We start from the raw sequence: 20,285 nt of genomic DNA, 5'->3' as shown, positions 1-20,285 counted from the left end.
TCTTCGACTCCGACTCGGCCTGACCTGAATCTCGACACCCCCGCCCAAACCGGGGTTCTCAAGCCGGCGCGATGAATGGCTGCATCACCGTCTGAAAAACGGGGAGCGCTTCCATCCGAGCGGCAGGGGCTTCCAACGCGATCGCCGAACCAGTAGGGCGTCGACGAAAATCGTTCCAGGCATGTTGCCAGGCAGCTTGAGCATGCTGGCCAATCAACAGCTTCCAGCGCTTTGCCACTGCCGACAATCCCGCATCACGGGTATAACAGGCCATGGCGCTTTTCGAACTGACCCTTGTTCTCCTGTTGATCGCCGTTGCGTTGACGGCGCTGTCGCGGCACGTGCAGGTTCCCTATCCCTCTCTGCTGGCGCTGGCAGGGGTGGGCATCGCCTTCGTGCCTGGCGTGCCGACCATAGAGATCGATCCGGAACTGGCGCTTGCCCTGTTCATCGCGCCGGTGCTGCTCGATGCCGCCTATGACACGTCGCTGCGCGACCTCAATCGCTACAGGGTGCCGCTTGTGCTGCTGGCGCTCGGCGCCGTCCTTTTCACGACGGCTACCGTCGCGCTGGTCGGCTGGGCGATGGCCGGCCTGCCGATCGCCGCCGCCATAGCGCTTGGCGCCATCGTGGCGCCACCCGATGCGGTCGCGGCGTCGGCTGTGCTCGGCCAGTTCAAGGTGCCGCACCGCATCACTGCCATCCTGCAAGGCGAGAGCTTGCTCAACGACGCCACCGCGCTGCTGATCTATCGAATAGCGGTTTCGGCGGCAGCAGGCTCCATTCTGTTGAGCAGCGCCGTTCCGATGATCCTGCTGTCCACCCTCGGCAGCCTAGTGGCCGGCTATGTGCTCGGCCGGCTGTCCCTGATGACACTGGGCCGCATCGAGGACCCGGCGAGCGGGACTGTCGTGCAATTTGCCGGCACATTCGGAGTCTGGATCCTGGCCGACAGGATCGGACTGTCGGCCATCATCACCATCGTGGTCTACGCCATGACGATCGCCCGCACCGCGCCGCGTCACATGCCGGCCAGAAACCGCATCAGCTCCTATTCGGTTTGGGAAACCGCGGTCTTCGTCCTCAATGTGCTGGCTTTCGTCATCATGGGCCTGCAGGCGCGTACGATTGTCGGCCGGCTTGCCGGCCAGGGGCAGACCGATGCGTTCGTCCTGGCCGGGATCGTGCTTGCCATCGTCATCGCTTCACGCCTGATCTGGGTGCTGGGCTGCGGCGCGATCATCAGGTGGTTTGCCCGTTTCGGCAGCGCGGATCGTCAACGAGACGCGCCATCGTTTCGCGGCGGCGTGCTCATCGGCTGGTGCGGGATGCGGGGTCTGGTGACGCTTGCGGCGGCATTCGCCTTGCCGGCTGAATTCCCCGCCCGCGACCCGATCGTGCTCGCTGCCTTCACGGTCGTGCTCGGCACGCTGGTGCTGCAAGGTATGAGCCTGAAGCCGCTGCTGCGCCTGCTAAATCTCGACCCGGACGAAACGGTCGACCGCGAGGTTGCGCAGGCACGCGTTGTGGTCATGCAGGCCGCCCTCGACATATTGAGCGGCAAGACATCGGACGTGGCGGCGGCGGTGCGCGAGCAATATGCCGCCCAACGCAAGATCGCCAAGAATCCTGACGATGCCCAGGCGGCGACCGAATATGACCGCTTGCGCCTCTATGCCATCAAGAGCCAGCGCGACGCGCTGGAGGAACTGCGTCGCAACGGGACAATTGGCGACGAAGCCTATCATCGCCTGGAGGAAGAGATCGACTGGACCGAACTGGCGGCGTCGCCACCCGGCCGGTTCCAGTCGCTGACGACCTAGCCGCTGGCCTAGCTCCGCCATCCGCCCGGCACATTGCAACCGTGGCACCGAACCGTTACTGCCAACATCGAAATTGAGCCGGATAAGCAATGAAGCTGGTCAGCTACAACATCCAGTACGGGTTCGGCGGCGACGGGCGCTACGATCTTTCGCGCGCAGCGCGGATCGTTGCCGGCGCCGATATCATTGCCTTGCAGGAGGTCGAGCGGCACTGGCAGCGCAGCAATCACGACGACCAGCCGGAGCTGCTTTCCCGGCTGCTGCCGGACTATCACTGGGTCTATGGCCCAGCCTTCGACATGGACGCCAGCGAGCAGCGCGACGGTCGTCTGGTCAACCGGCGCCGCCAGTTCGGCACCATGGTGCTGTCTAAGCTGCCGATCGTCTGGTCGCGGCTGCATGCGCTGCCGATGCGCCGTACGCTGCGCCCGCTCAACACCCGCAACGCCGCACTCGAATGCATGATCCGCACGCCGGCCGGCCCGGTCAGGGTGTTGTCGCTGCATCTCGCCCATATCGCGGTCGAGGAGCGCCTGGAGCAGATCGACTATCTCATGGCCGAGCACCGCCGGGCACCGTCCGATGGCGGGCCGTGGAGCGGCGTCGACGACGAGCCTACGCGCAACTGGACGCATGGCGAGCCGGAACCGGAGAACCCGCTGGCGGCGATCTGGATGGGTGATTTCAACATGGAGCCGGGCAGCGCCGAATATCGCCGCATCGTCGGCAGCACGCCCTATCATGGCGGCGCGGCCTACCTTGACGGCTTTGTCGACGCCGCCGCTGTCGCCAGCGAGCCGGCTCAGGATTTCCACACCCATGTGAAGACCATCAACGGCAAGGTGGCAAAGCGGCGGCTCGACCATTGCTTCGTCGGCGGCATGTTTGCCGGGCGCGTGGGCTCGGTTGGCGCCGACATCGGCGAGGTTGCGTCGGATCATTTCCCGCTGCGGGTCGACATCGACCTGGAAACGCCCGGCATCGCCCCATGAGCCGCGCATGACACTTTTCGTCTTCTTCGCAGTACTTGCCGCAGCCGCCATGCACGCGATCTGGAACGCGTTGGTCAAGGTCCATCTCGACCGCTTCCTGTCGATCACCCTGATGACGCTCGGCATGGGCGCTGCAGCACTCGTGGTGCTGCCCTTCGTCGAAGTACCGAAGGCGGAAGTGTGGCCCTACATCATCGCCTCCGTCATTTTTCACATGGGCTACCGGACCTTCCTGATCGGCGCCTACAAGGCCGGCGATTTCGCCCAGACCTATCCGCTGGCGCGCGGCACCGCACCGCTGCTGGCGGCCTTTGGCGGCATGTTCGTCGTTGCCGAGATTCCCGGTCCCTTCGCCATTCTCGGCATCTTTTTGTTGTCGGCCGGTACGCTGGTGATGTCGTTTCGCGGCGGCGCGCATCTGGAGAAGCTGAACCTGCGCGCGGTAGGCTTTGCGCTGGGCACCTCGATCTTCATCGCCAGCTACACGCTGTCCGACGGCAGCGGTGCGCGGTTGGCCGCCACGGCGCAGAGCTATGCCGCCTGGCTGTTCATCTGCGATGCTTTTGGCGCCTTGGTGCTGTGCCTCATCTTCCGTGGTCCGAAGGCCCTGCCGGTGCTGGCGCGCGACTGGAAGGCGGGGCTGTTCACCGGCGTGCTCAGCGGTGCGGCCTACTGGATCGTGATGTGGGCGATGACCAAGGCGCCGATCGCCTCGGTGGCTTCGCTGCGCGAAACCTCGATCCTGTTTGCCATGATGATCTCGGTGTTCGCGCTCGGCGAAAAGATGACCGGCTGGCGCGGTGCCGCCGCGCTCAGCATTGTCGCCGGTGTCGTCGCGCTCAGGCTGGGTTAGCGCCCAAATCTCTCAACTGAGCACGTCATCACTTGGCCGCGTCGTTCCGGACTGAAACGGATGACGACGATGATGCAGACGGCGACCACGCCGGCAAACAGCGCCAGCGCATAGCCATAGCTGCCCCCGGCGCTTTCAGCGACTCCTGCCTGATACGGTCCGCCATAGGAAGCGGCGAGATTTCCCGCCTGATAGATGAAACCGGGCAAGGTCGCCCGCACCGCGCCGGGCGAAAGCTCGTTGAGGTGCACCGGGATAACGCCCCAGGCGCCCTGGACCGCGACCTGCATGATGAAGGCGCCGATGGCGAGCATGAAGGGCGTGGTGCTGTAGGCCCACAGCGGAATCGATGGCAGGGCGATCAGGCAGGCCAGTGTGATGGCGTTGACGCGGCCGATCTTCTCGGACAGCACGCCGAATGCCAGGCCACCGACGATGGCGCCGATATTGGCGACAATGGTGATCCAACTCACCGTATGCGGATCGAAGCCGTGCTGCTTCTTCAGGAAGGTCGGGTAGAGGTCTTGCGTGCCATGGCTGAAGAAATTGAAGAACATCATCAGCACGACGGCATAGAGCGCGACGCCCCAGTGTTTCTGAAGCGTTTCCAACATGCCCGGTCTCGCGGCCTTCTGGGCCTCGACGAAGGCCGGCGATTCCGGCACATGCGAGCGGATGAACAGCACGATCAGGGCCGGCACGAAGCTGAGCAGGAACATGGCACGCCAGCCGATCGTGTAGCCGGCGATCGTCTGCTGATAGAGCAGGCCATAGACCACCGCCGCCAGCAGATAACCGGCCGGATAGCCGCACTGCAAAATCCCCGAGACCATGCCGCGCGCGCTGGGCGGGATGGATTCCATGGCCAGCGAACTGCCAAGTCCCCATTCGCCGCCCATGGCGATGCCGAACAAAGCACGCAGGGCGAGGAATATGCCGAGATTGGGCGAGAAGGCGGCCAGCGCTCCGATCACCGAGTAGCTGACGATGTTGAGCATGAGGATAGGCTTGCGCCCATATTTGTCGGCAAGCATGCCGAAGAAGAAAGCGCCGATGAAGCGTGTGGCCAAGGTCAGGAACAGTGCCTTGGAGACTGCGGGCACGTCGGCGTGGAATTCGGTCGCGATATCGGTGAGCAGGAATGTCAGCAGGAAGAAATCAAAAGCGTCAAGCGTCCAGCCCAGGAATGAGGCCAGGACGGTCTTCTTCTGCTGCGAATTAAGGGGCAAAATCTTCCTCCTCCATCATCATCGATGTGAGGAATTATCAGCCAGTTTAGGGAAGACCGGTGGTCACTTTTTCGCGCGGCTCATTTGATCGAACGCCGCCTGGAATGGCAGGAAGGTGCGACGGGGTGTGTACCGGTTCGGTTCGATACGCGGCTTGAAGATGGGTCTAGATTTCGAGATCAAACACCATCAGCCCGTCGGTGCCGCCTTCGAGCCCCGCCACCAGACGCGCGCCGGCGCGCTGATGCGCTTCATGCACCAGATAGGCGTCGCGCGCGGCGGCATCGCGGAAATCGATGGTGAAGCCGTGGGTGAAGCCGCGTGCGAACGGTTCCGGACTGACATTGGCGCTGAATTTTACCGCGTCCATGCCGTCGACAACCTGTCGCAGTGCCTCGAGGTCGGCATGGATCGCTTTGTGTTCACCAACACCGACATCATTGCGGAATTTGACGAATACACAGTGCCTGATCATCTTCATGTTCCGTTCAAGCAGCCCGGTTGCCGGAAAACACCGCCGGCGGCAGCGGCTCGCGGCCGAGAACCAGGTCGGCGCCCTTTTCACCGACCATGATTGTCGGCGCATTGGTGTTGGAGGAGGGCACGCGCGGCATCACCGAGGCGTCGCAGATCCGCAGGCCCTCAAGGCCGCGCAGTCGCAGATCCGGCGTCACGACAGCCATATCGTCATGACCCATGCGGCAGGTGCCGACCGGGTGGTGGTCGGTCTTGGAACTGCGGCAGGCATAATCGAACAGCTCGTCGTCGCTGGCGAGCGATGGGCCGGGCAGCACTTCGCGCAGCACGTAAGGGGCGAGCGCCTTTTGCCGCATGATCTCGCGCGCCAATCGCAGTCCCTTGATCGACATGGCGCGGTCATAGGGATCGGACCAGTAATTCGGATCGATCAGCGGGTGGTCGGCGGGATCGGCGCTCTTCAGTCGCACCGTGCCGCGCGAGCGCGGCCGCAGGAAGGCCGAGTTCAAGGTGACGCCGGGATTCTTCAACTTCTCGACGCCGGCCTCGATGCCGGAGCCCAAGCCGAGATGGAATTGGATGTCGGGCGAGGCGGCGGTTGGGTCGGCGTACCAGAAGCCGCCGGTCTCAAACAGGCTGGAGGCCACCGGCCCTTTCTTCAGCAGCAGATATTGCAGGCCGGCCCAGGCCGTGCGGTGCAGCTTGGCGTAATTGTCATAGGTGTGATCGCCGGTGCATTCGGCGATGACGAATAGGTCGAGATGGTCCTGCATGTTGGAGCCGACGCCGGGCAGGTCATGCACCAGCGTGACGCCTACCGCCTTCAGGTGATCGGCCGGGCCGATGCCCGACTGCATCAAGAGCTTCGGCGAGCCGATGGCGCCGGAAGAGACGATCACCTCACGCTCGGCGCGCAGGATTTTCTTTTCGCCGCCCGGTCTGTCGACCACCTCGACACCGATGGCACGGCCCTTCTCGACAACGATGCGGGTGACCAGCGCGTCGGTTCGGACGGTCAGGTTCTGGCGGGCGCGGATAGGCCTCAAATAAGCGACCGAAGCTGAGGAGCGCCGGGCATCCTTCTGGGTCAACTGGTAGTAGCCGACGCCTTCCTGACTGGCGCCGTTGAAGTCCGGATTGAAGGGAATGCCCATCTCCTGTCCGGCGCGGAAATAGGCCTCGCAGATCGGCAGTGGCGAAATCGGGTTGGACACGCCGAGCGGGCCCTGGTCGCCATGAAAGTCGTTGGCGTAGCGCTGGTTGTTTTCGGCGCGTTTGAAGTAAGGCAGTACGTCGCGATAGCCCCAGCCGGCGAGACCTTCCTCTTTCTCCCAGGCGTCATAGTCGCGGGCATTGCCGCGCGTGTAGATCTGGGCGTTGATGGACGAGCCGCCGCCAACTACCTTGGCCTGCGTGTACCAGAAGACGCGGTCCTTCATGTGCTTCTGCGGCACCGTTGACCAGCCCCAGGAGGCGATACCCCTAGTCATCTTGGCAAAGCCGGCCGGCATGTGGATGTAGGGATGCCAGTCCTTGCCGCCGGCTTCCAGCAGCAGCACCGAATTTGCCGGATCTTCGCTCAGCCGGTTGGCCAGAACACAGCCGGCCGGGCCGGCGCCTACGATGATGTAATCGGTCATGACACTGTCCACTTACAGCCGGGGCACGGAGAGCGCGCCGTCGACATTGATGATCGAGCCGGTCGAAAAGCCGAGTTTGCCGCCGGCGAGCGTTGCCACCACCGCACCAATATCCGACGCTTCGCCCCAGCGTTTTGCCGGCACCAGTCCGCCGTCGATCAAGGCGTCGTATTTGGCGGCCACGCCGGATGTCATGTCGGTGCGGATGATGCCCGGCCGCACCTCGAATACGCCGATGTTTTCAGGCGCAAGCCGGAGCGCCAGGTTCTTCACCCACATCGAAAGCCCGGCCTTCGAGATGCAGTAGTCCGGCCGCTCCGGCGATGCCATTTCGGCGCTGACCGAGGTGATGGTGATGATCGATCTTGGATGACTGTCAGGTGCAGCCAGCATCGCCTTGGCGACGGCCTGGCTAAGGAAGACGGTGCCGCGCAGATTGATGCCCAGCGTGCGGTCGAAATTCTCCGGTTCGAGGTCCAGCAAGTCACCGCGCACCACGGCGCCGACGCCGGCATTGTTGACCAGGCAGTCGATACGGCCGAAGGCGTTCGTTGCGGCATCGACAAGTGCAATGTGACCGGCAAGATCGGCGATGTCGCATTGGGCGTAGGCGAACTTTGCGCCGCGTGCAGCGATGTTCTCGGCGAGCCCTTCGGCAGGTTTCTTGGCAAGGTCGGCGACCAGAATATCGAAGCCGGCATCGGCGAGCGCCTGGGCGCAGGCAAGGCCAATGCTGCGCGCGCCGCCGGTGACGATGGCCGCCAGGCGGGTCATGCGGCGAGGTCCGTCTTACGGATGTGGGCTGCGACACGCAGCGCCTGCGCCGCGATCGACAGTGCCGGATTGACTGCGGCCGAGTTGGGCAGGAAGCCGCCGTCGACGACGAACAGGTTCCGATGGTCGAACGAGCGACAGAACGGGTCGAGCGGCGCGGTCGCCGGATCGTCGCCCATCTTGACCGTGCCGCATTGGTGCGACGGCGTGCGCTTGTCGAAGGGCCGCGACAGCACTAGGGGATAACCGCAGGCGCGGAAGTTCTCGCGCATCACCTTGGTCAGCCCGTCGAGCGACTGCATGTTGGAGCGCCGCCACTGCATGACGATGTCCTTGCCGTCGACCATGATGCGGCTTTCCGGATCGGGCAGGTCCTCGCACATCAGGTACCAGTCGACGGCGTGGCCGGCCATGAAATCGAGCGCGAATTTGGGAGTGTACTTCACATTGGCCTTTAGCATGTTGCCGTCGATCTTGCCGAGCAGCTGGACGTTGCCGAGCGGCTTGCCGCCCTTGCCGTCGGACAGATAATAGTCGTTCAGCATCAGCGTCTTCTGGTAGACGGCATCGTTGCGGCGGCGCGGGTCGATTGCCAGCATGGCGCTGGAATTGTGGTTCATGAAATTGCGCCCGACCTGGTCGGAGCGGTTGGCGAGGCCTTTGCCATCCGATGTGGGCGAGCGCAGCAGGATAACGGCGGAATTGACCGCACCGGCGGACAGGATAACGAGCTTCGGGGATACTTTCTTCAGCTCGTCATTCTGCCGGTAGTGAATGGCGGCAATCGTCGTGCCATCGGCCGATGCTTCGAGATATTCGACGTAGGCTCCGGTCTCGAGCTTGATGTTCCGATCGGTCAGGGCAGCCGTCAGCGGACCCGTTTGCGCGTCGACCTTGCCTTGACCGGTGTTGGGAAAAGCATCCCAACCGGTCTTGCCTTCTTTCAGCCAGGTTTCGATGTCGACGCCGAGCGGCAGCGAAGCCGGATGCAGGCCGAGCCCCTTGAGCTCGGCGCGGGCGCGCGCGATGGGCGCCTCGTCGGGCACCGGCTTGAAGGCATAGGGGACCGAATGGAACGGCTCGGTCGGGTCCTCGCCCAGTGCACCGCGCACGCGAAACAGCTGTTCGGCTTTCGAATACCAAGGCTCGAACTCGTCATAGGAAAACGGCCAGGCCGGCGAGACGCCGCCGAAATGCTCCATGGCCGCAAAGTCTTGCTTGCGGTAGCGGATCAGCACCGCGCCATAGAATTTCGAATTGCCGCCGACATAGTAGTAATTGCCGGGGTTGAAGGCGGCACCGCCGGCTTCGCGCCACATCTCCTTTGGCCGGTAGTGGCCGTCGACGAAGATCGAGCGCGTGTCGCGTGCGTGCGGCGTTGCCGGCAGCGGCTCGCCGCGTTCCAGCATCAGGATCGAGGCGCCGCTGCCGGCAAGGCCTGAGGCGATCGTGGCGCCGCCTATGCCGGAGCCGATGATGACGATGTCCGGATTTGTCATGGCCGTCAGCGAATGCGGGTCTCGGTCGCCGGATCGAAGAACACCGCCTTGGTCAGGTTGAAGGCAAGCGGCGTGCTGGTGCCCGGCTGGATGTTGGCGTCGGCGCGCAGCCGCGCCACCACGCCCTTGCCGCCGAGATTGGTGACGGCGAAGGTGTCCGAGCCGGCCGGTTCGACGACCTCGATGTGGCAGTCGGCGGTGGCGATGTTCGAAGCGTTGCGCTCGGCACCTTCCGGATCGGTCAGCGCTTCAGGGCGGACGCCGAAGATGATCGGCTTGCCCTGGAATGCCGACAGGCCGGCCGGTGCATTGGCCATCGGCAGGTTGATCGGCTCGCGCGCCTCGCGCTGCAGCACGACGGACAGCGCGTTGCCGTTGGCGCCGATCGTCGCCGGGATCAGGTTCATCGCCGGCGAACCCATGAAGTCGGCGACGAAGAGATTGGTCGGGTTGTTGTAGATCTCGGCCGGGGTGCCGAACTGCTGCACTTCACCGTCGCGCATCACGGCGATCTTGGTCGCCAGCGTCATCGCCTCGATCTGGTCGTGGGTGACATAGACGATTGTGGTGCCGGTGGTGGCGTGCAGGCGCTTGATCTCGATGCGCATGTCGACGCGCAGCTTGGCGTCGAGGTTGGACAGCGGTTCGTCGAACAGGAACAGCTTAGGGTCGCGCACCAGCGCCCGGCCCATGGCGACGCGCTGGCGCTGGCCGCCGGAAAGCTGGCTCGGCTTGCGCTGCAGCAAGTGACCGATCTGCAGCACCTTGGCCACCTTGTCGATCGCCTTCTGGCGCTCTGCCGCCGGCACGCCGCGCATCTCCATGCCGAAGGAGATGTTTCCGGCCACCGTCATGTTCGGGTAGAGCGCATAGCTCTGGAACACCATGGCGATGTCGCGCTTCGACGGATGCAGATCGTTGATGGTGCGGCCGTCGACGCGGATTTCGCCGGAGGTAATCGTCTCCAGTCCGGCGATGGTGTTGAGCAAAGTGGACTTGCCGCAGCCTGACGGGCCGACCAGCACCAGGAAGCCGCCTTTCTCGAGCTCGACATCGATCCCTTTGAGTATCTCGACCTGGCCGAAGCGCTTTCTCAGACCATCAATTTCCAGAAAAGCCATCAGATTATCCTTTGACGGCGCCAGCCATGAGACCGCGCACGAAATAGCGGCCGGCGAGCACATAGACGAGAAGGGTGGGCAGTGCCGCGATCATCGCGGCGGCCATGTTGACATTGTATTCGACGACGCCGGTCGAGGTGTTGACGACGTTGTTGAGCGCCACCGTCATCGGCATCGCGTCGCCGGTGCCGGCGTAAGCCGAGGCGAACAGGAAGTCGTTCCAGATGTTGGTGAACTGGTAGATCACGGTGACGACGAAGATCGGCATCGAATTCGGCAGCATGATGCGGCGGAAGATCTGGAAGAACGAGGCGCCGTCCACCTGTGCCGCCTTGACCAGTTCGGTCGGGAAGGCCTCGTAGTAATTGCGGAAGAACAGCGTGGTGAAGCCGATGCCGTAGACGACGTGGACGAAGACAAGATTGACCGTCGGGTTGCCGAGACCGAAGCTCGTTCCCGTCGCATTCTGCAGCGTGACGCCGAAGCGGCCGAGGCTGCCGAGGATGGTCGCCATCGGCAGCAGCACCGACTGGAACGGAATGAAGCAGGCGAACAGCATCAGCCCGAACACCAGTGTTGCGCCGCGGAAGCGCCATTTGGTCAGCACGTAGCCGTTCAGCGCTCCGAGCATCGTCGAGATCAGCACGGCCGGAACCACCATCTTGATGGAGTTCCAGAAATAGCCCTTGATGCCGGCGCAGGTCAGGCCGACGCAGGTCTCGCCCCAGGCCTTCAGCCACGGATCGAAGGTCGGCGCCCTGGGCAATGCCAGCATGTTGCCGTTCTGGATCTCGTCCATGGTCTTGAACGAGGTGACCAGCATGACGAACAGCGGCATCAGGTAGAACAGCGCAAACAGCGCCAGCAGCCCGTAGATGACGATGCGGTTGAGGATCTTGACGTTGACGCCGCCGGAAGCCTGGCGGGCGGGAGTGGTGACAGCGCTCATCGCGGCTTCTCCCGCAGTTCCGAATAGAGATAGGGCACGATGATGGCGACGATGGTCATCAGCATGATCACGGCGCTGGCCGAGCCGACGGCCATCTCGTTGCGCTTGAACGTGTACTCATACATGAAGTTTGACGGCAGCCAGGCCGAGCCGCCCGGGCCGCCGCTGGTCAGCGCCACGACCAGATCGTAGGACTTGATAGCGAGGTGCGCGAGGACGATGAAGGCCGACAGGAAGATCGGCCGCAGCAGCGGAATGACGATGCGGCGATAGAGCTGGAAGGTGGTGGCGCCATCGATCTGCGCCGCCTTCATGATCTCGCCGTCGATGCCGCGCAGGCCGGCCAGGAACATCGCCATGATGAAGCCGGAGGCCTGCCAGACGCCGGCTATGACCACCGTGTAGATGACGAAATCCTTGTTCTTGATCCAGTCGAAATGGAAGCTCGTCCAGCCCCATTGATGCAAGGTCTGCTCAAGGCCGAGGCCGGGATCGAGGAACCATTTCCAGGCGACGCCGGTGACGATGAAGGACAGCGCCATCGGGTAGAGATAGATCGGCCGCAACACGCCTTCGCCGCGGATCTTCTGGTCGAGCAGGATGGCCAGGAACAGGCCGAGCGCCAGGCAGATGGCGATGTAGAGAAAGCCAAAAATGCCCATATTGACGATCGACGTGTACCAGCTCGATGGCGGGTCGGAATCGAAGGTCCAGCCCCACAGCCGCTGATAGGCGCGCGAGCCTGTGATGACATAGGACGGGAAGGTCTTGGAATTGGTGAAGGACAGATAGATCGTCCAGAGGATGAAGCCGTAGACGAAAACGATGGTGATGGCGAAGCTCGGCGCCAGCACGATCTTCGGCAAGGCGTCCTGAAGATACGAGCGCACAGAGGCGCGCGGCCGCTCCGGCGTCAGCTTGATCTGGCTTGTCGCTACCGTGCTCATGGGGCTCCTCCCGTCGGCGCGAGGCCGACCAGGTTCGCGGACAGGAGCCTTCCCCGCCGGAGCGGGGAAGGCATTTTCGGTGTGTTGTGCTTACTTGGCGTCGTCGATGGCCTTGACCAACTCGGTCACGGCCTCGTCCGAGGTCTTGATCTGACCATGGACGAACTTCGAGACGACGTCCTTATAGGCATTGGCGACCGCCGGAGGCGCGCCATAACCCTGAGCCAGCGAGCCGAACAGCGTGCCGCCTTCGTTGGCTGCCTTCAGGTCGGCGATGCCCTTCTTGCCGCAAGCGTCGAAGTCGGTGTCCGGAACGTCCGTACGGGCCGGAACCGAACCCTTGACGACGTTGAAGGCCGACTGGAAGCTCTTCGACAGGGTGGCGGTGGCCAGTGCGACCTGGGCGGCCTTGCGGTCGTCCGGAACGTTGAACATGCCGAACATGTCGGAGTTGTAGATCACCGACCCGTCGGTGCCCGGGAAGCGATAGCACAGGAAGTCCGTGCCCGGCGTTTTCTTGGCGGCGTTGAACTCGCCCTTGGCCCAGTCGCCCATGACCTGCACAAGGGCATCGCCCTTGATGACCATGGCGGTGGCAAGGTTCCAGTCGCGGCCGGAGAAGTTCGGGTCGACATAGGTGACGAGCTTGGCGAGGTTGTCGAACGACTTCTTCATCGTGTCGGATTTGAGCGAAGCATCATCGAGGTCGTTGAAGGCCTTCTTGTAGAACTCAGGTCCGCCGGTCGACAGCACGACCGAGTCGAACATGGTGGCTTCCTGCCAGTTCTGGCCGCCGAGAGCGAGCGGGATCACGCCTGCCGCCTTGGCCTTGTCGAGCAGGGCAACGAAGTCGTCGAATGTCTTCGGCTCGGTGCCGCCGATCTTGTCCAGGACGGCCTTGTTGATCCACAGCCAGTTGACCGAGTGAACGTTGACCGGAGCCGCGACCCACTTGCCTTCATAGACCGAGAACTTCTGTAGGGCCGCCGGAACGGACTTGTCCCAGCCTTCCTTCTTCGCGGTCTCGGTCAGGTCGCCCATGACGCCGGCCGCCGCATAGTCGAGCACGGTGTAGCCGAGCATCTGCGAGGCGGTCGGATAATTGCCGGCCGCGACCATCGCCTTCAGCGCGGTCATGGCAGCGTCGCCGCCGCCGCCGGCCACCGGCACGTCCTTCCAGGCGTAGCCCTCCTTGGCCAGGTCACCCTTGAGGACGTTGAGAGCAGCCGCTTCGCCGCCCGACGTCCACCAATGCAGCATCTGGACTTCCTTGACGTCCTCGGCATGGGCCGCGAAAGCCAGGCCGGATGCGAGAGCCGTTCCGATAAGCAGTTTGCGCAACATGTACTTCCTCCCTTGTTGCATTACACGACCGGTGGAAGCCCACCGGGTTCTTCCCAACTCAGCCGACCCACCATCCGGTGCGCTGGCCGCGATGAAACTGGATTGTCTTTTCCTCGGTATAGTCCTCGACGGCACGCTTGCCGAGTTCGCGTCCGAGACCGGACTGCTTGTAGCCTCCGAAAGGCAGCTCGGGATAACCTTCCATGAATGTGTTCACCCAGACGGTCCCCGAACGCACCCCACGCGCCACTGACATGCAAGTGTCGATGCTGGCGCTCCACACGCCCGCCGACAAACCATAGGGCGTGTTGTTGGCGATGTGCAACGCCTTTTCAATCGATTCAAAAGTCAGCACCGAGAGCACCGGACCGAACACTTCTTCGCGCGCTATGGCCATCTCCTCGGTGACGCCGCGGATGATGGTCGGATCGAGGTATTGACCGGCGTTGGAGGCCAGCTGCTTGCCGCCGCTGTAGACACTGCTGCCCTCGGTCGCGGCTGCCGCCACGTAATCTGCCACCTTGGTCAGGTGGTCGGATGAGATCATCGCGCCCACCTTGGTTTGGTCATCGAGCGGATCGCCGACCGTCACCCTGGCGGTGAGTGCCTTGACGGCGCTGAGAAAATCATCGGCGATCGCCTCATGCACGATCAGCCGGCTGCCGGCATTGCAGCATTCGCCGGCGTTGAAGAAGCCGCCGAACACGGCCGCGTCGGCGGCTGCTTCGAGGTCGGAGTCGGGGAAGACGATCTGGCCGTTCTTGCCGCCGAGTTCCATCGAGACTTTCTTCAGCGACTGCGCGGCCGAGGCCATCGTCATCTTGCCGACACGGGTGGAGCCGGTGAACGACACCATCTCGACCAGGGGATGACTGACCATTGGCGCGCCGACGTCGGCACCAAAGCCGGCGAGGATGTTGACGACGCCGGCGGGAAGGCCGGCCTGCATCAGGATATCGCCGAGCACGAAGGTCGACGCCGAGGTCATTTCACTTGGCTTGACCACCGCCGTGCAGCCGGCGGCCAGCGCGAAGGGCAGTTTCTGGCTGACGATCAGGAAGGGGAAATTCCACGGCGTGATGATCGAGACGACGCCGATCGGCTCGCGCAGCACGACGCCCAGCATGGCGTCGCCGAGATTGGCGTAGGATTCGCCGGAGAGCGTGCGGGCAAGCGAGGCGGCATAGCGCCAGATGTCGACGGCGCCGCCGATCTCGCCGCGCGCCTGGGCGATCGGCTTGCCGGATTCCAGTGCATCGAGCCGGGCGATGTCTTCCAGTCGCGCCTCGATCAGGTCAGCCGCCTTGAGCAGGATCGCGGCGCGTTCGGTCGCCTTCATGCGCGGCCATGGACCGGTCTCGAAAGCCTTGTGCGCAGCCTGCACAGCGGCTTCCACTTCGGCCTCGCCGGCCTGCGCATAGTGCGAAACGGTGAAGCCGTGGCCGGGGCTCTGGCGCGCAAGCGTGCGGCCGTCACGGGCATCGACATGCTTGCCGTCGATCAGCAGCCTGTACGCCTTCGGCGCCGCGGACGCCTCGGCCGGCATGGAAATCTTGAGGGGTGCGTTCATGTGAGTTCCTCTAGGATCTCGAAAAGGCCGGTTTTTGCTTGGCTTTGAAGGCGCCGACGCCGGCCTTGAGGTCGCCAGTCATCGCGATGAAGCCGCTGGCCAGCGCTTCCGTGGCGGCGGCACTTTCCTCGCCCTCGGCGACGCCGATCATCAGCTTGGCGGCTTCCGTCGCCAGCGGTCCGCGCTCGGCGATCTTTTCGGCCCAGGCCTTGGCTTCGTCATGTGCCTTGCCGGTCTCGACCACCCGGTCGACCACACCCAGAGCCAGCGCTTCGGGCGCGAGAAAGATCTCGCCGCCCAGCGCCATGCGCCGCACCGTCTGCGCGCCGAGGCGGCGCACGGCGCGCTGCGTGCCGGACCAGCCTGGCACCACGCCGATCGAGGTTTCGGGGAAGCCCAATTTCACCTGTGTTTCCGCCACGCGGAAATCACAAGCCACAGCCAGTTCCAGGCCGCCGCCCAGCGCATGGCCGGACAAAACGGCGATGGTCGGTTGTCTGAGCCGCGCCAGCCGGTCGAAGACGCGGTGGCCGTAGCGCACCCATTGGACCTGAAAATCGGCGGCGCTCATCTGCGCCCAGGCCTCGACATCGCCGCCGGCACAAAAGCCCTTGCCTTCGCCGCGCAGCAGCACGACACGAACGCCTTCCGCACCCTCAGCCGCGTCGAGCGCTGTCTCCAGCGCGCGCAGCATCGGGATATCGAGCGCGTTGAACTTCTCCGGCCGGCGCAGCGTGACGATGCCGATGACGCCATCCTGCTCGAAGGTGACGAGAGGCTCAGCCATGTGCGCCTCCGAGCGAGGCGCCGCCATTCAGCGACAGGCCTATGGGCTGGTCCCGGTAGAGGGCTTCCGGTGTCGTCTTGAGGTCCTTGGCAACGCCAAGCGGTATTTCAGCCTGTGCCAGCACATCGCGCTGGAGATCGATGCCGGGTGCGAGTTCGGTCACCACCAGGCCCTCCGGCGTCAGCTTCATCACGCAGCGCTCGGTGACGTAGGTGATGTCCTGTCCCTGCGCGACTGCACGCTTGCCCGAAAACGAGATGTGCTCAACCTCCGCGACCACCTTCTTGACCTTGCCCTCCTGGCCGATACGGATGCCGCCATCGGCCAATGAGAGTTTTGCCCCGGCGTTGAAGAAGCCGGAGAAGACGATCTTCTTTGCCCGCGCGGTGATGTCGACAAAGCCGCCGGCGCCGGCGGTGACATGCGGGCGCGCCGAAAGTTTCGAGACGTTGACCGAGCCATGACGGTCGATCTGCAGGAAGGACAGCAGCGAGGCGTCGAAACCACCGGCCTGGAAATAGATGAACTGGTGCGGCGAGGGCATGAAGGCGTCGGCGTTCGACGAGCAGCCGAACTTGAAGTCGAGCAGCGGCACGCCGCCGACCGCGCCCTGTTCGATCACCCAGGTGACCTTGCCGTGCTGGCCTTCCTCGAGCAGGATGCGTGGCACATTGGCCGAAATGCCGAAGCCGATGTTGACGGCCATGCCGTCGCGCAACTCCATGGCGACGCGGCGCGCGATCACCTTCTGGACGTTCATCTCGGCATTGCGGAAGCTCGACAGCGGCCGGAAGATTTCTCCGGAGATCGCCGGGTCGTAGGGTGTCAGCGTCGTCTGCAACTGGTCTGGCGCAACGACGATATGGTCGACCAGGACGCCGGGTACGCGCACATCATGTGGTTTCAGCGTGCCGTTTTCGACGACGCGCTTGACCTGCGCGATGACGACGCCGCCATTGTTGCGAGCGGCGAGCGCCTGTTCCAGCCCGCCGAGATAGGCGCCCTCATGCTCATAGGTGAGGTTACCGCGCTCGTCAGCCGACGTGGCGCGGATGATCGAGACCTGCGGCACGATGGAACGGAAATAGAGCCATTCCTCGCCGTCGAACTGCTGCACCGAAACGATCGGCTCGCTGGCGGCGGCGTTCATGGCGCAGCCCTGGTGGCGCGGGTCGGCGAAGGTGTCGAGGCCGACCTTGGTCAGCACGCCCGGCCGCTTGGCGGCGGCTTCGCGGTGCATGTCGAACAGGATGCCGGACGGCACGTTGTAGGCGGCGACCGAATTGTCGCCGATCATCTTCCATATCTGCGGCGGTTCGGAAGAGGAGGGGCCGGACGGGTAGGAGCCGCACAAAGTACGCTTCAGCAGGCCGGGCTTGGCCAGATGGTCGATACCCTTGATGCCATACATGTCACCGGCGGCGATCGGGTGCAGTGTGGTGATGTTCTTCGGATGGCCTTCTGCGTCGAAGCGTTCGCCGATCGCGGCCAGCACCGCGTCCGGGCAGCCGAGGCCGCTCGACGAGGACACGGATACGACCATGCCGTCCTTAATCAGGCCGGCTGCCTGCCCTGCGGAGATCACCTTGCTCAATTCATGCTCCGAGTTTCGGGTCGATCTTGACGGCCTTGCCGGAGCTGGCCGATTGCAGCGCCGCCTCTTCGCCGGTGGCGGCGGGCTGGCCCTCACCACGGATCGCGGCATGGAACTGGCGCACGGAGACGCTCATGCCGCGTCCCCCGATTCTGCCGGCCTGTTTCGGGTGCGGCGATCCGGGCCGCAGCTTTCCCTGACCACGAGATTGACCGCGCCGATATGATCCTCGGCCCGCGTGGTGCGGGACTGGATCATTTTCAGCATGACATGGGCAGCACGTTCGCCGAGGCCGGCCGAGTCCACCGCGACGCTGGTCAGAGCCGGCATATAGTGCTCGGCCTCGGCCACGTCGTCGAAACCGACGATGGCGAAATCAACTCCCGGCTCAAGCCTGCGCTTGCGCAGTGCCAGCATGGCGCCGAAGGCGACGGCGTCGTTGAAGCAGAGTGCTGCGGTCGGCGGTTCAGCCATAGCGAGAGCGGTTTCGAGGCACGCTATACCACCTCTGCGGCTGGTCTCGCCCTCGACGACAAGTGCGTCGCGGGCGGCGATGCCCTGCGTCTCGCAGGCTTCGCGAAATCCGCCAAGCCGCTCGTGATAGACCACCAGATCGGACGAGCCGCCGAAGAAGACCAGCCGGCGATGCCCCTTGCCGATGAGATGAGCGGTGGCGAGATAGGCGCCGCGATGATTGTCGGGCGCGATCACCGGGATGCGGCTCTCGGGAAGCCGGCGCATGGCAAAGACCACCGGCAGGCCTGCCGTCTCGATCCGCCGGAAGGCGCCCGGCGTCGTGCCGCGAGCCGGCGACACGATGAGACCGGCGACGCCTTGCTCCATCAGCGATTTCAGCACCTCTTCCTGGCGCACCGGATTTTCCGCCGTGTTGGCGATGAAAGGCACGATGCCCGCCGACTGGAAGACGCGTTCCATGCCGACCGCCAGTTCCGCGAAGAAAGGATTGGTGAGATCGTTGATGACCATGCCGATGACGTTGGAGTGCGCCTTGCGCAGGTTGGCGGCGCCACGGTTGTAAACGTAACCGACATCCTCGATCGCCTTGCGCACCTTGCTTGCCGTCTCGGGCCGGATCAGCCCGCTGCCCTGGAGCACGAGCGATACCGTCGATTTGGACACGCCAGCTTCGCGGGCGATGTCGAATATCGTCGCCTTGGCTCGACTGGCCATCCAGATGCATCCTCCCAACTTCAGTGCTCAAGTTTATTGGAACGTTCTAATCGTTGGCTCTATCCCGAGTCAATCAGGATTTTTCTCAGCCCGGAAAAGTCGATTGTGCACACTCAAATGGCATAACTTACAGGGTGTTCGGTGTTGCGATGCAGCATTTGCCTGTGAATGAGCTCTGAATCTGAAGGTTCTTGATTTATTGGAACGTTCCATTTATAGGCGCGGCAAAGGGAGAGATCGATGGACATTTCCTTGCCCGGTGAGGATGGCCGCAGCGCCCGTTACACGCTGGTCGGCCAGCCGGCGCAGCCGGTGGTCGGCGCGCGGTTTTCGCGTATTGCCTATGCCGCCGCGCACGTCGTTGCCGATCCGCTTGCGATGATCGATCCGTGGTCCAGGCCGGTGGTCGACTGGGATAGGACGATGGCGTTCCGGCACCATCTGTGGCGGCTCGGCTTCCGCATCGCCGAGGCGATGGACACGTCGCAGCGCGGCATGGGCTTCGACTGGGCGAGCGCACAAGAATTGATCCGCCGCTCGATCGCCGAGGCGCGCACCGTCGATGGCGCCGATCTGGCCTCGGGCGCTGGAACCGACCATTTGGCGCCGGCCGCGGCCAGAACGCTCGATGACGTGATCACCGCCTATGAGCAGCAGTTCGCTTTCATCGAAGGGCTGGGCGGCAAGGCGATCATGATGGCCAGCCGGGCGTTGGCAGCGGTAGCCAAGGGCCCGGACGACTATATCGGCGTCTACGATCGCATCCTGTCCCAGGCATCCGGCAAGGTCATCCTGCATTGGCTGGGCGATATGTTCGATCCGGCGCTCAGGGGCTATTGGGGCAGCAGCGATTTCGAAGCGGCGCTCGATACAGTGGTTGCCATCATCGAACGCCACGCCGGCAAGGTCGAGGGCATCAAGATATCGCTGCTCGATGCCGGCAAGGAGGTCGCGCTGAGGAACCGCCTGCCGGACGGTGTCGTCATGTTCACTGGCGACGACTTCAACTATCCCGAACTGATCGCCGGCGACGAGAGAAGGCATTCGCATGCGCTGCTCGGCATCTTCGACGCGATAGCGCCGGTCGCCAACGCGGCGCTGTCGAAACTGGCTGACGGAGACCGCGCCGGCTATGACACCTTGATGGCGCCGACCGTGCCGCTATCGCGAAAAATCTTCGAGGCGCCGACCGAATATTACAAGGCCGGCATCGTCTTCATGGCCTGGCTGAACGGCCATCAGGATCATTTTGCCATGGTCGGCGGCATGCAGTCGGCGCGCGGCATCCGTCACTATGCCGATGTGTTCTGTCTTGCCGACCAGGCCGGATTGCTGGCCGATCCGGAACTGGCGGTTGTCAGGATGAAGAGTCTGTGCGCCGTTGCGGGCGTTTGAGCTGGGGAGGGATCCCTCGCGGATCTGACGTTGCGGCTCTTGAGCAGTTCACCGTTTCAGGGAAACGATGAACTGCTCTATCTCTTTGTTTTAACGCAAT

Annotated in this window: 19 protein-coding genes; 4 read left to right on the top strand and 15 right to left on the bottom strand. The window is 63.7% G+C overall.

Annotation, left to right across the window (positions count from 1 at the left end; all coding sequences use genetic code 11):
- Positions 1-58 precede the first annotated feature (58 nt).
- Positions 59-274, bottom strand: coding sequence for a hypothetical protein (locus ACFOJ9_RS26850; RefSeq protein ID WP_378983030.1), 216 nt, complete (start codon positions 272-274; stop codon positions 59-61).
- Here ACFOJ9_RS26850 and ACFOJ9_RS26845 point away from each other — a divergent pair.
- The 3 genes from ACFOJ9_RS26845 (at position 273) to ACFOJ9_RS26835 (ending at position 3,668) form a co-directional block, all read left to right on the top strand.
- Positions 273-1,823 (top strand): cation:proton antiporter, encoded by a 1,551-nt coding sequence (locus ACFOJ9_RS26845; RefSeq protein WP_378983027.1) that lies wholly within the window; start codon positions 273-275, stop codon positions 1,821-1,823. The genes ACFOJ9_RS26850 and ACFOJ9_RS26845 overlap by 2 nt on opposite strands.
- Before the next feature lie 89 nt (positions 1,824-1,912).
- Complete coding sequence (locus ACFOJ9_RS26840; protein ID WP_378983024.1) at positions 1,913-2,815, top strand: endonuclease/exonuclease/phosphatase family protein; 903 nt, start codon at positions 1,913-1,915, stop codon at positions 2,813-2,815.
- Positions 2,816-2,822: 7 nt separating this feature from the next.
- Entirely contained in the window at positions 2,823-3,668 is an 846-nt protein-coding gene (locus ACFOJ9_RS26835; protein WP_378983022.1) for an EamA family transporter, read from the top strand.
- On the opposite strand, the gene ACFOJ9_RS26830 is transcribed toward ACFOJ9_RS26835, so the two are convergent.
- The 14 genes from ACFOJ9_RS26830 to ACFOJ9_RS26765 form a co-directional block, all read right to left on the bottom strand.
- The gene (locus ACFOJ9_RS26830; protein ID WP_378983020.1) at positions 3,665-4,897 is read right to left on the bottom strand and encodes an MFS transporter; all 1,233 of its coding nucleotides are present in this window, start codon (positions 4,895-4,897) and stop codon (positions 3,665-3,667) included. The genes ACFOJ9_RS26835 and ACFOJ9_RS26830 overlap by 4 nt on opposite strands.
- A gap of 166 nt (positions 4,898-5,063) precedes the next feature.
- Entirely contained in the window at positions 5,064-5,378 is a 315-nt protein-coding gene (locus ACFOJ9_RS26825) for a Dabb family protein (protein WP_378983018.1), read from the bottom strand.
- 7 nt (positions 5,379-5,385) lie between these two features.
- Positions 5,386-7,014, bottom strand: coding sequence for a GMC family oxidoreductase (locus tag ACFOJ9_RS26820; protein WP_378983016.1), 1,629 nt, complete (start codon positions 7,012-7,014; stop codon positions 5,386-5,388).
- A 12-nt stretch (positions 7,015-7,026) separates the two neighbouring features.
- Complete coding sequence (locus tag ACFOJ9_RS26815; RefSeq protein ID WP_378983015.1) at positions 7,027-7,788, bottom strand: 3-ketoacyl-ACP reductase; 762 nt, start codon at positions 7,786-7,788, stop codon at positions 7,027-7,029.
- A complete protein-coding gene (locus tag ACFOJ9_RS26810) occupies positions 7,785-9,287 on the bottom strand; it encodes a GMC oxidoreductase (RefSeq protein WP_378983013.1) in 1,503 nt (500 codons plus the stop codon). The genes ACFOJ9_RS26815 and ACFOJ9_RS26810 overlap by 4 nt, the downstream gene beginning before the upstream one ends.
- A gap of 5 nt (positions 9,288-9,292) precedes the next feature.
- The gene (locus tag ACFOJ9_RS26805; RefSeq protein WP_378983010.1) at positions 9,293-10,408 is read right to left on the bottom strand and encodes an ABC transporter ATP-binding protein; all 1,116 of its coding nucleotides are present in this window, start codon (positions 10,406-10,408) and stop codon (positions 9,293-9,295) included.
- A 4-nt stretch (positions 10,409-10,412) separates the two neighbouring features.
- Positions 10,413-11,357 carry a carbohydrate ABC transporter permease gene (locus ACFOJ9_RS26800; protein WP_378983008.1) on the bottom strand — a complete coding sequence of 315 codons (945 nt, stop codon included), beginning with the start codon at positions 11,355-11,357 and terminating at the stop codon, positions 10,413-10,415.
- Positions 11,354-12,304, bottom strand: coding sequence for a carbohydrate ABC transporter permease (locus tag ACFOJ9_RS26795; protein ID WP_378983005.1), 951 nt, complete (start codon positions 12,302-12,304; stop codon positions 11,354-11,356). Before ACFOJ9_RS26795 ends, ACFOJ9_RS26800 begins: the two co-directional genes overlap by 4 nt.
- Before the next feature lie 90 nt (positions 12,305-12,394).
- Positions 12,395-13,648: an ABC transporter substrate-binding protein gene (locus tag ACFOJ9_RS26790; RefSeq protein ID WP_378983002.1), complete on the bottom strand. Its 1,254-nt coding sequence runs from the start codon at positions 13,646-13,648 to the stop codon at positions 12,395-12,397.
- 58 nt (positions 13,649-13,706) lie between these two features.
- Entirely contained in the window at positions 13,707-15,218 is a 1,512-nt protein-coding gene (locus tag ACFOJ9_RS26785) for an aldehyde dehydrogenase family protein (protein ID WP_378983000.1), read from the bottom strand.
- Positions 15,219-15,228: 10 nt separating this feature from the next.
- A complete protein-coding gene (locus ACFOJ9_RS26780; RefSeq protein WP_378982997.1) occupies positions 15,229-16,005 on the bottom strand; it encodes an enoyl-CoA hydratase/isomerase family protein in 777 nt (258 codons plus the stop codon).
- The gene (locus ACFOJ9_RS26775; RefSeq protein ID WP_378982995.1) at positions 15,998-17,599 is read right to left on the bottom strand and encodes an acyl CoA:acetate/3-ketoacid CoA transferase; all 1,602 of its coding nucleotides are present in this window, start codon (positions 17,597-17,599) and stop codon (positions 15,998-16,000) included. The genes ACFOJ9_RS26780 and ACFOJ9_RS26775 overlap by 8 nt, the downstream gene beginning before the upstream one ends.
- Before the next feature lies 1 nt (position 17,600).
- Positions 17,601-17,735, bottom strand: coding sequence for a hypothetical protein (locus ACFOJ9_RS26770; protein WP_378982992.1), 135 nt, complete (start codon positions 17,733-17,735; stop codon positions 17,601-17,603).
- Positions 17,732-18,790 carry a LacI family DNA-binding transcriptional regulator gene (locus tag ACFOJ9_RS26765; protein ID WP_378982990.1) on the bottom strand — a complete coding sequence of 353 codons (1,059 nt, stop codon included), beginning with the start codon at positions 18,788-18,790 and terminating at the stop codon, positions 17,732-17,734. Before ACFOJ9_RS26765 ends, ACFOJ9_RS26770 begins: the two co-directional genes overlap by 4 nt.
- A 240-nt stretch (positions 18,791-19,030) precedes the next feature.
- Between ACFOJ9_RS26765 and ACFOJ9_RS26760 the strand changes: the two genes are divergently transcribed.
- On the top strand, positions 19,031-20,185 hold the full coding sequence (locus ACFOJ9_RS26760; RefSeq protein ID WP_378982988.1) for a dihydrodipicolinate synthase family protein: 1,155 nt from the start codon (positions 19,031-19,033) through the stop codon (positions 20,183-20,185).
- Positions 20,186-20,285: the final 100 nt, after the last annotated feature.

This window comes from Mesorhizobium cantuariense, assembly GCF_042647205.1.
GTDB lineage: Bacteria > Pseudomonadota > Alphaproteobacteria > Rhizobiales > Rhizobiaceae > Mesorhizobium > Mesorhizobium cantuariense.
The sequence above is the reverse complement of the archived record's forward strand: the minus strand, read 5'-3'. Positions and strand labels throughout refer to the sequence as shown.

What these genes read in the sequence shown, in the direction of transcription:
- ACFOJ9_RS26800 (WP_378983008.1), bottom strand. Translation starts at nt 11,357, where the DNA reads ATGAGCGCTGTCACCACTCCCGCCCGCCAGGCTTCCGGCGGCGTCAAC.
- ACFOJ9_RS26825 (WP_378983018.1), bottom strand. Translation starts at nt 5,378, where the DNA reads ATGAAGATGATCAGGCACTGTGTATTCGTCAAATTCCGCAATGATGTC.
- ACFOJ9_RS26820 (WP_378983016.1), bottom strand. Translation starts at nt 7,014, where the DNA reads ATGACCGATTACATCATCGTAGGCGCCGGCCCGGCCGGCTGTGTTCTG.
- ACFOJ9_RS26805 (WP_378983010.1), bottom strand. Translation starts at nt 10,408, where the DNA reads ATGGCTTTTCTGGAAATTGATGGTCTGAGAAAGCGCTTCGGCCAGGTC.
- ACFOJ9_RS26840 (WP_378983024.1), top strand. Translation starts at nt 1,913, where the DNA reads ATGAAGCTGGTCAGCTACAACATCCAGTACGGGTTCGGCGGCGACGGG.
- ACFOJ9_RS26785 (WP_378983000.1), bottom strand. Translation starts at nt 15,218, where the DNA reads ATGAACGCACCCCTCAAGATTTCCATGCCGGCCGAGGCGTCCGCGGCG.
- ACFOJ9_RS26770 (WP_378982992.1), bottom strand. Translation starts at nt 17,735, where the DNA reads ATGAGCGTCTCCGTGCGCCAGTTCCATGCCGCGATCCGTGGTGAGGGC.
- ACFOJ9_RS26780 (WP_378982997.1), bottom strand. Translation starts at nt 16,005, where the DNA reads ATGGCTGAGCCTCTCGTCACCTTCGAGCAGGATGGCGTCATCGGCATC.
- ACFOJ9_RS26835 (WP_378983022.1), top strand. Translation starts at nt 2,823, where the DNA reads ATGACACTTTTCGTCTTCTTCGCAGTACTTGCCGCAGCCGCCATGCAC.
- ACFOJ9_RS26760 (WP_378982988.1), top strand. Translation starts at nt 19,031, where the DNA reads ATGGACATTTCCTTGCCCGGTGAGGATGGCCGCAGCGCCCGTTACACG.
- ACFOJ9_RS26815 (WP_378983015.1), bottom strand. Translation starts at nt 7,788, where the DNA reads ATGACCCGCCTGGCGGCCATCGTCACCGGCGGCGCGCGCAGCATTGGC.
- ACFOJ9_RS26845 (WP_378983027.1), top strand. Translation starts at nt 273, where the DNA reads ATGGCGCTTTTCGAACTGACCCTTGTTCTCCTGTTGATCGCCGTTGCG.
- ACFOJ9_RS26810 (WP_378983013.1), bottom strand. Translation starts at nt 9,287, where the DNA reads ATGACAAATCCGGACATCGTCATCATCGGCTCCGGCATAGGCGGCGCC.
- ACFOJ9_RS26765 (WP_378982990.1), bottom strand. Translation starts at nt 18,790, where the DNA reads ATGGCCAGTCGAGCCAAGGCGACGATATTCGACATCGCCCGCGAAGCT.
- ACFOJ9_RS26850 (WP_378983030.1), bottom strand. Translation starts at nt 274, where the DNA reads ATGGCCTGTTATACCCGTGATGCGGGATTGTCGGCAGTGGCAAAGCGC.
- ACFOJ9_RS26795 (WP_378983005.1), bottom strand. Translation starts at nt 12,304, where the DNA reads ATGAGCACGGTAGCGACAAGCCAGATCAAGCTGACGCCGGAGCGGCCG.
- ACFOJ9_RS26790 (WP_378983002.1), bottom strand. Translation starts at nt 13,648, where the DNA reads ATGTTGCGCAAACTGCTTATCGGAACGGCTCTCGCATCCGGCCTGGCT.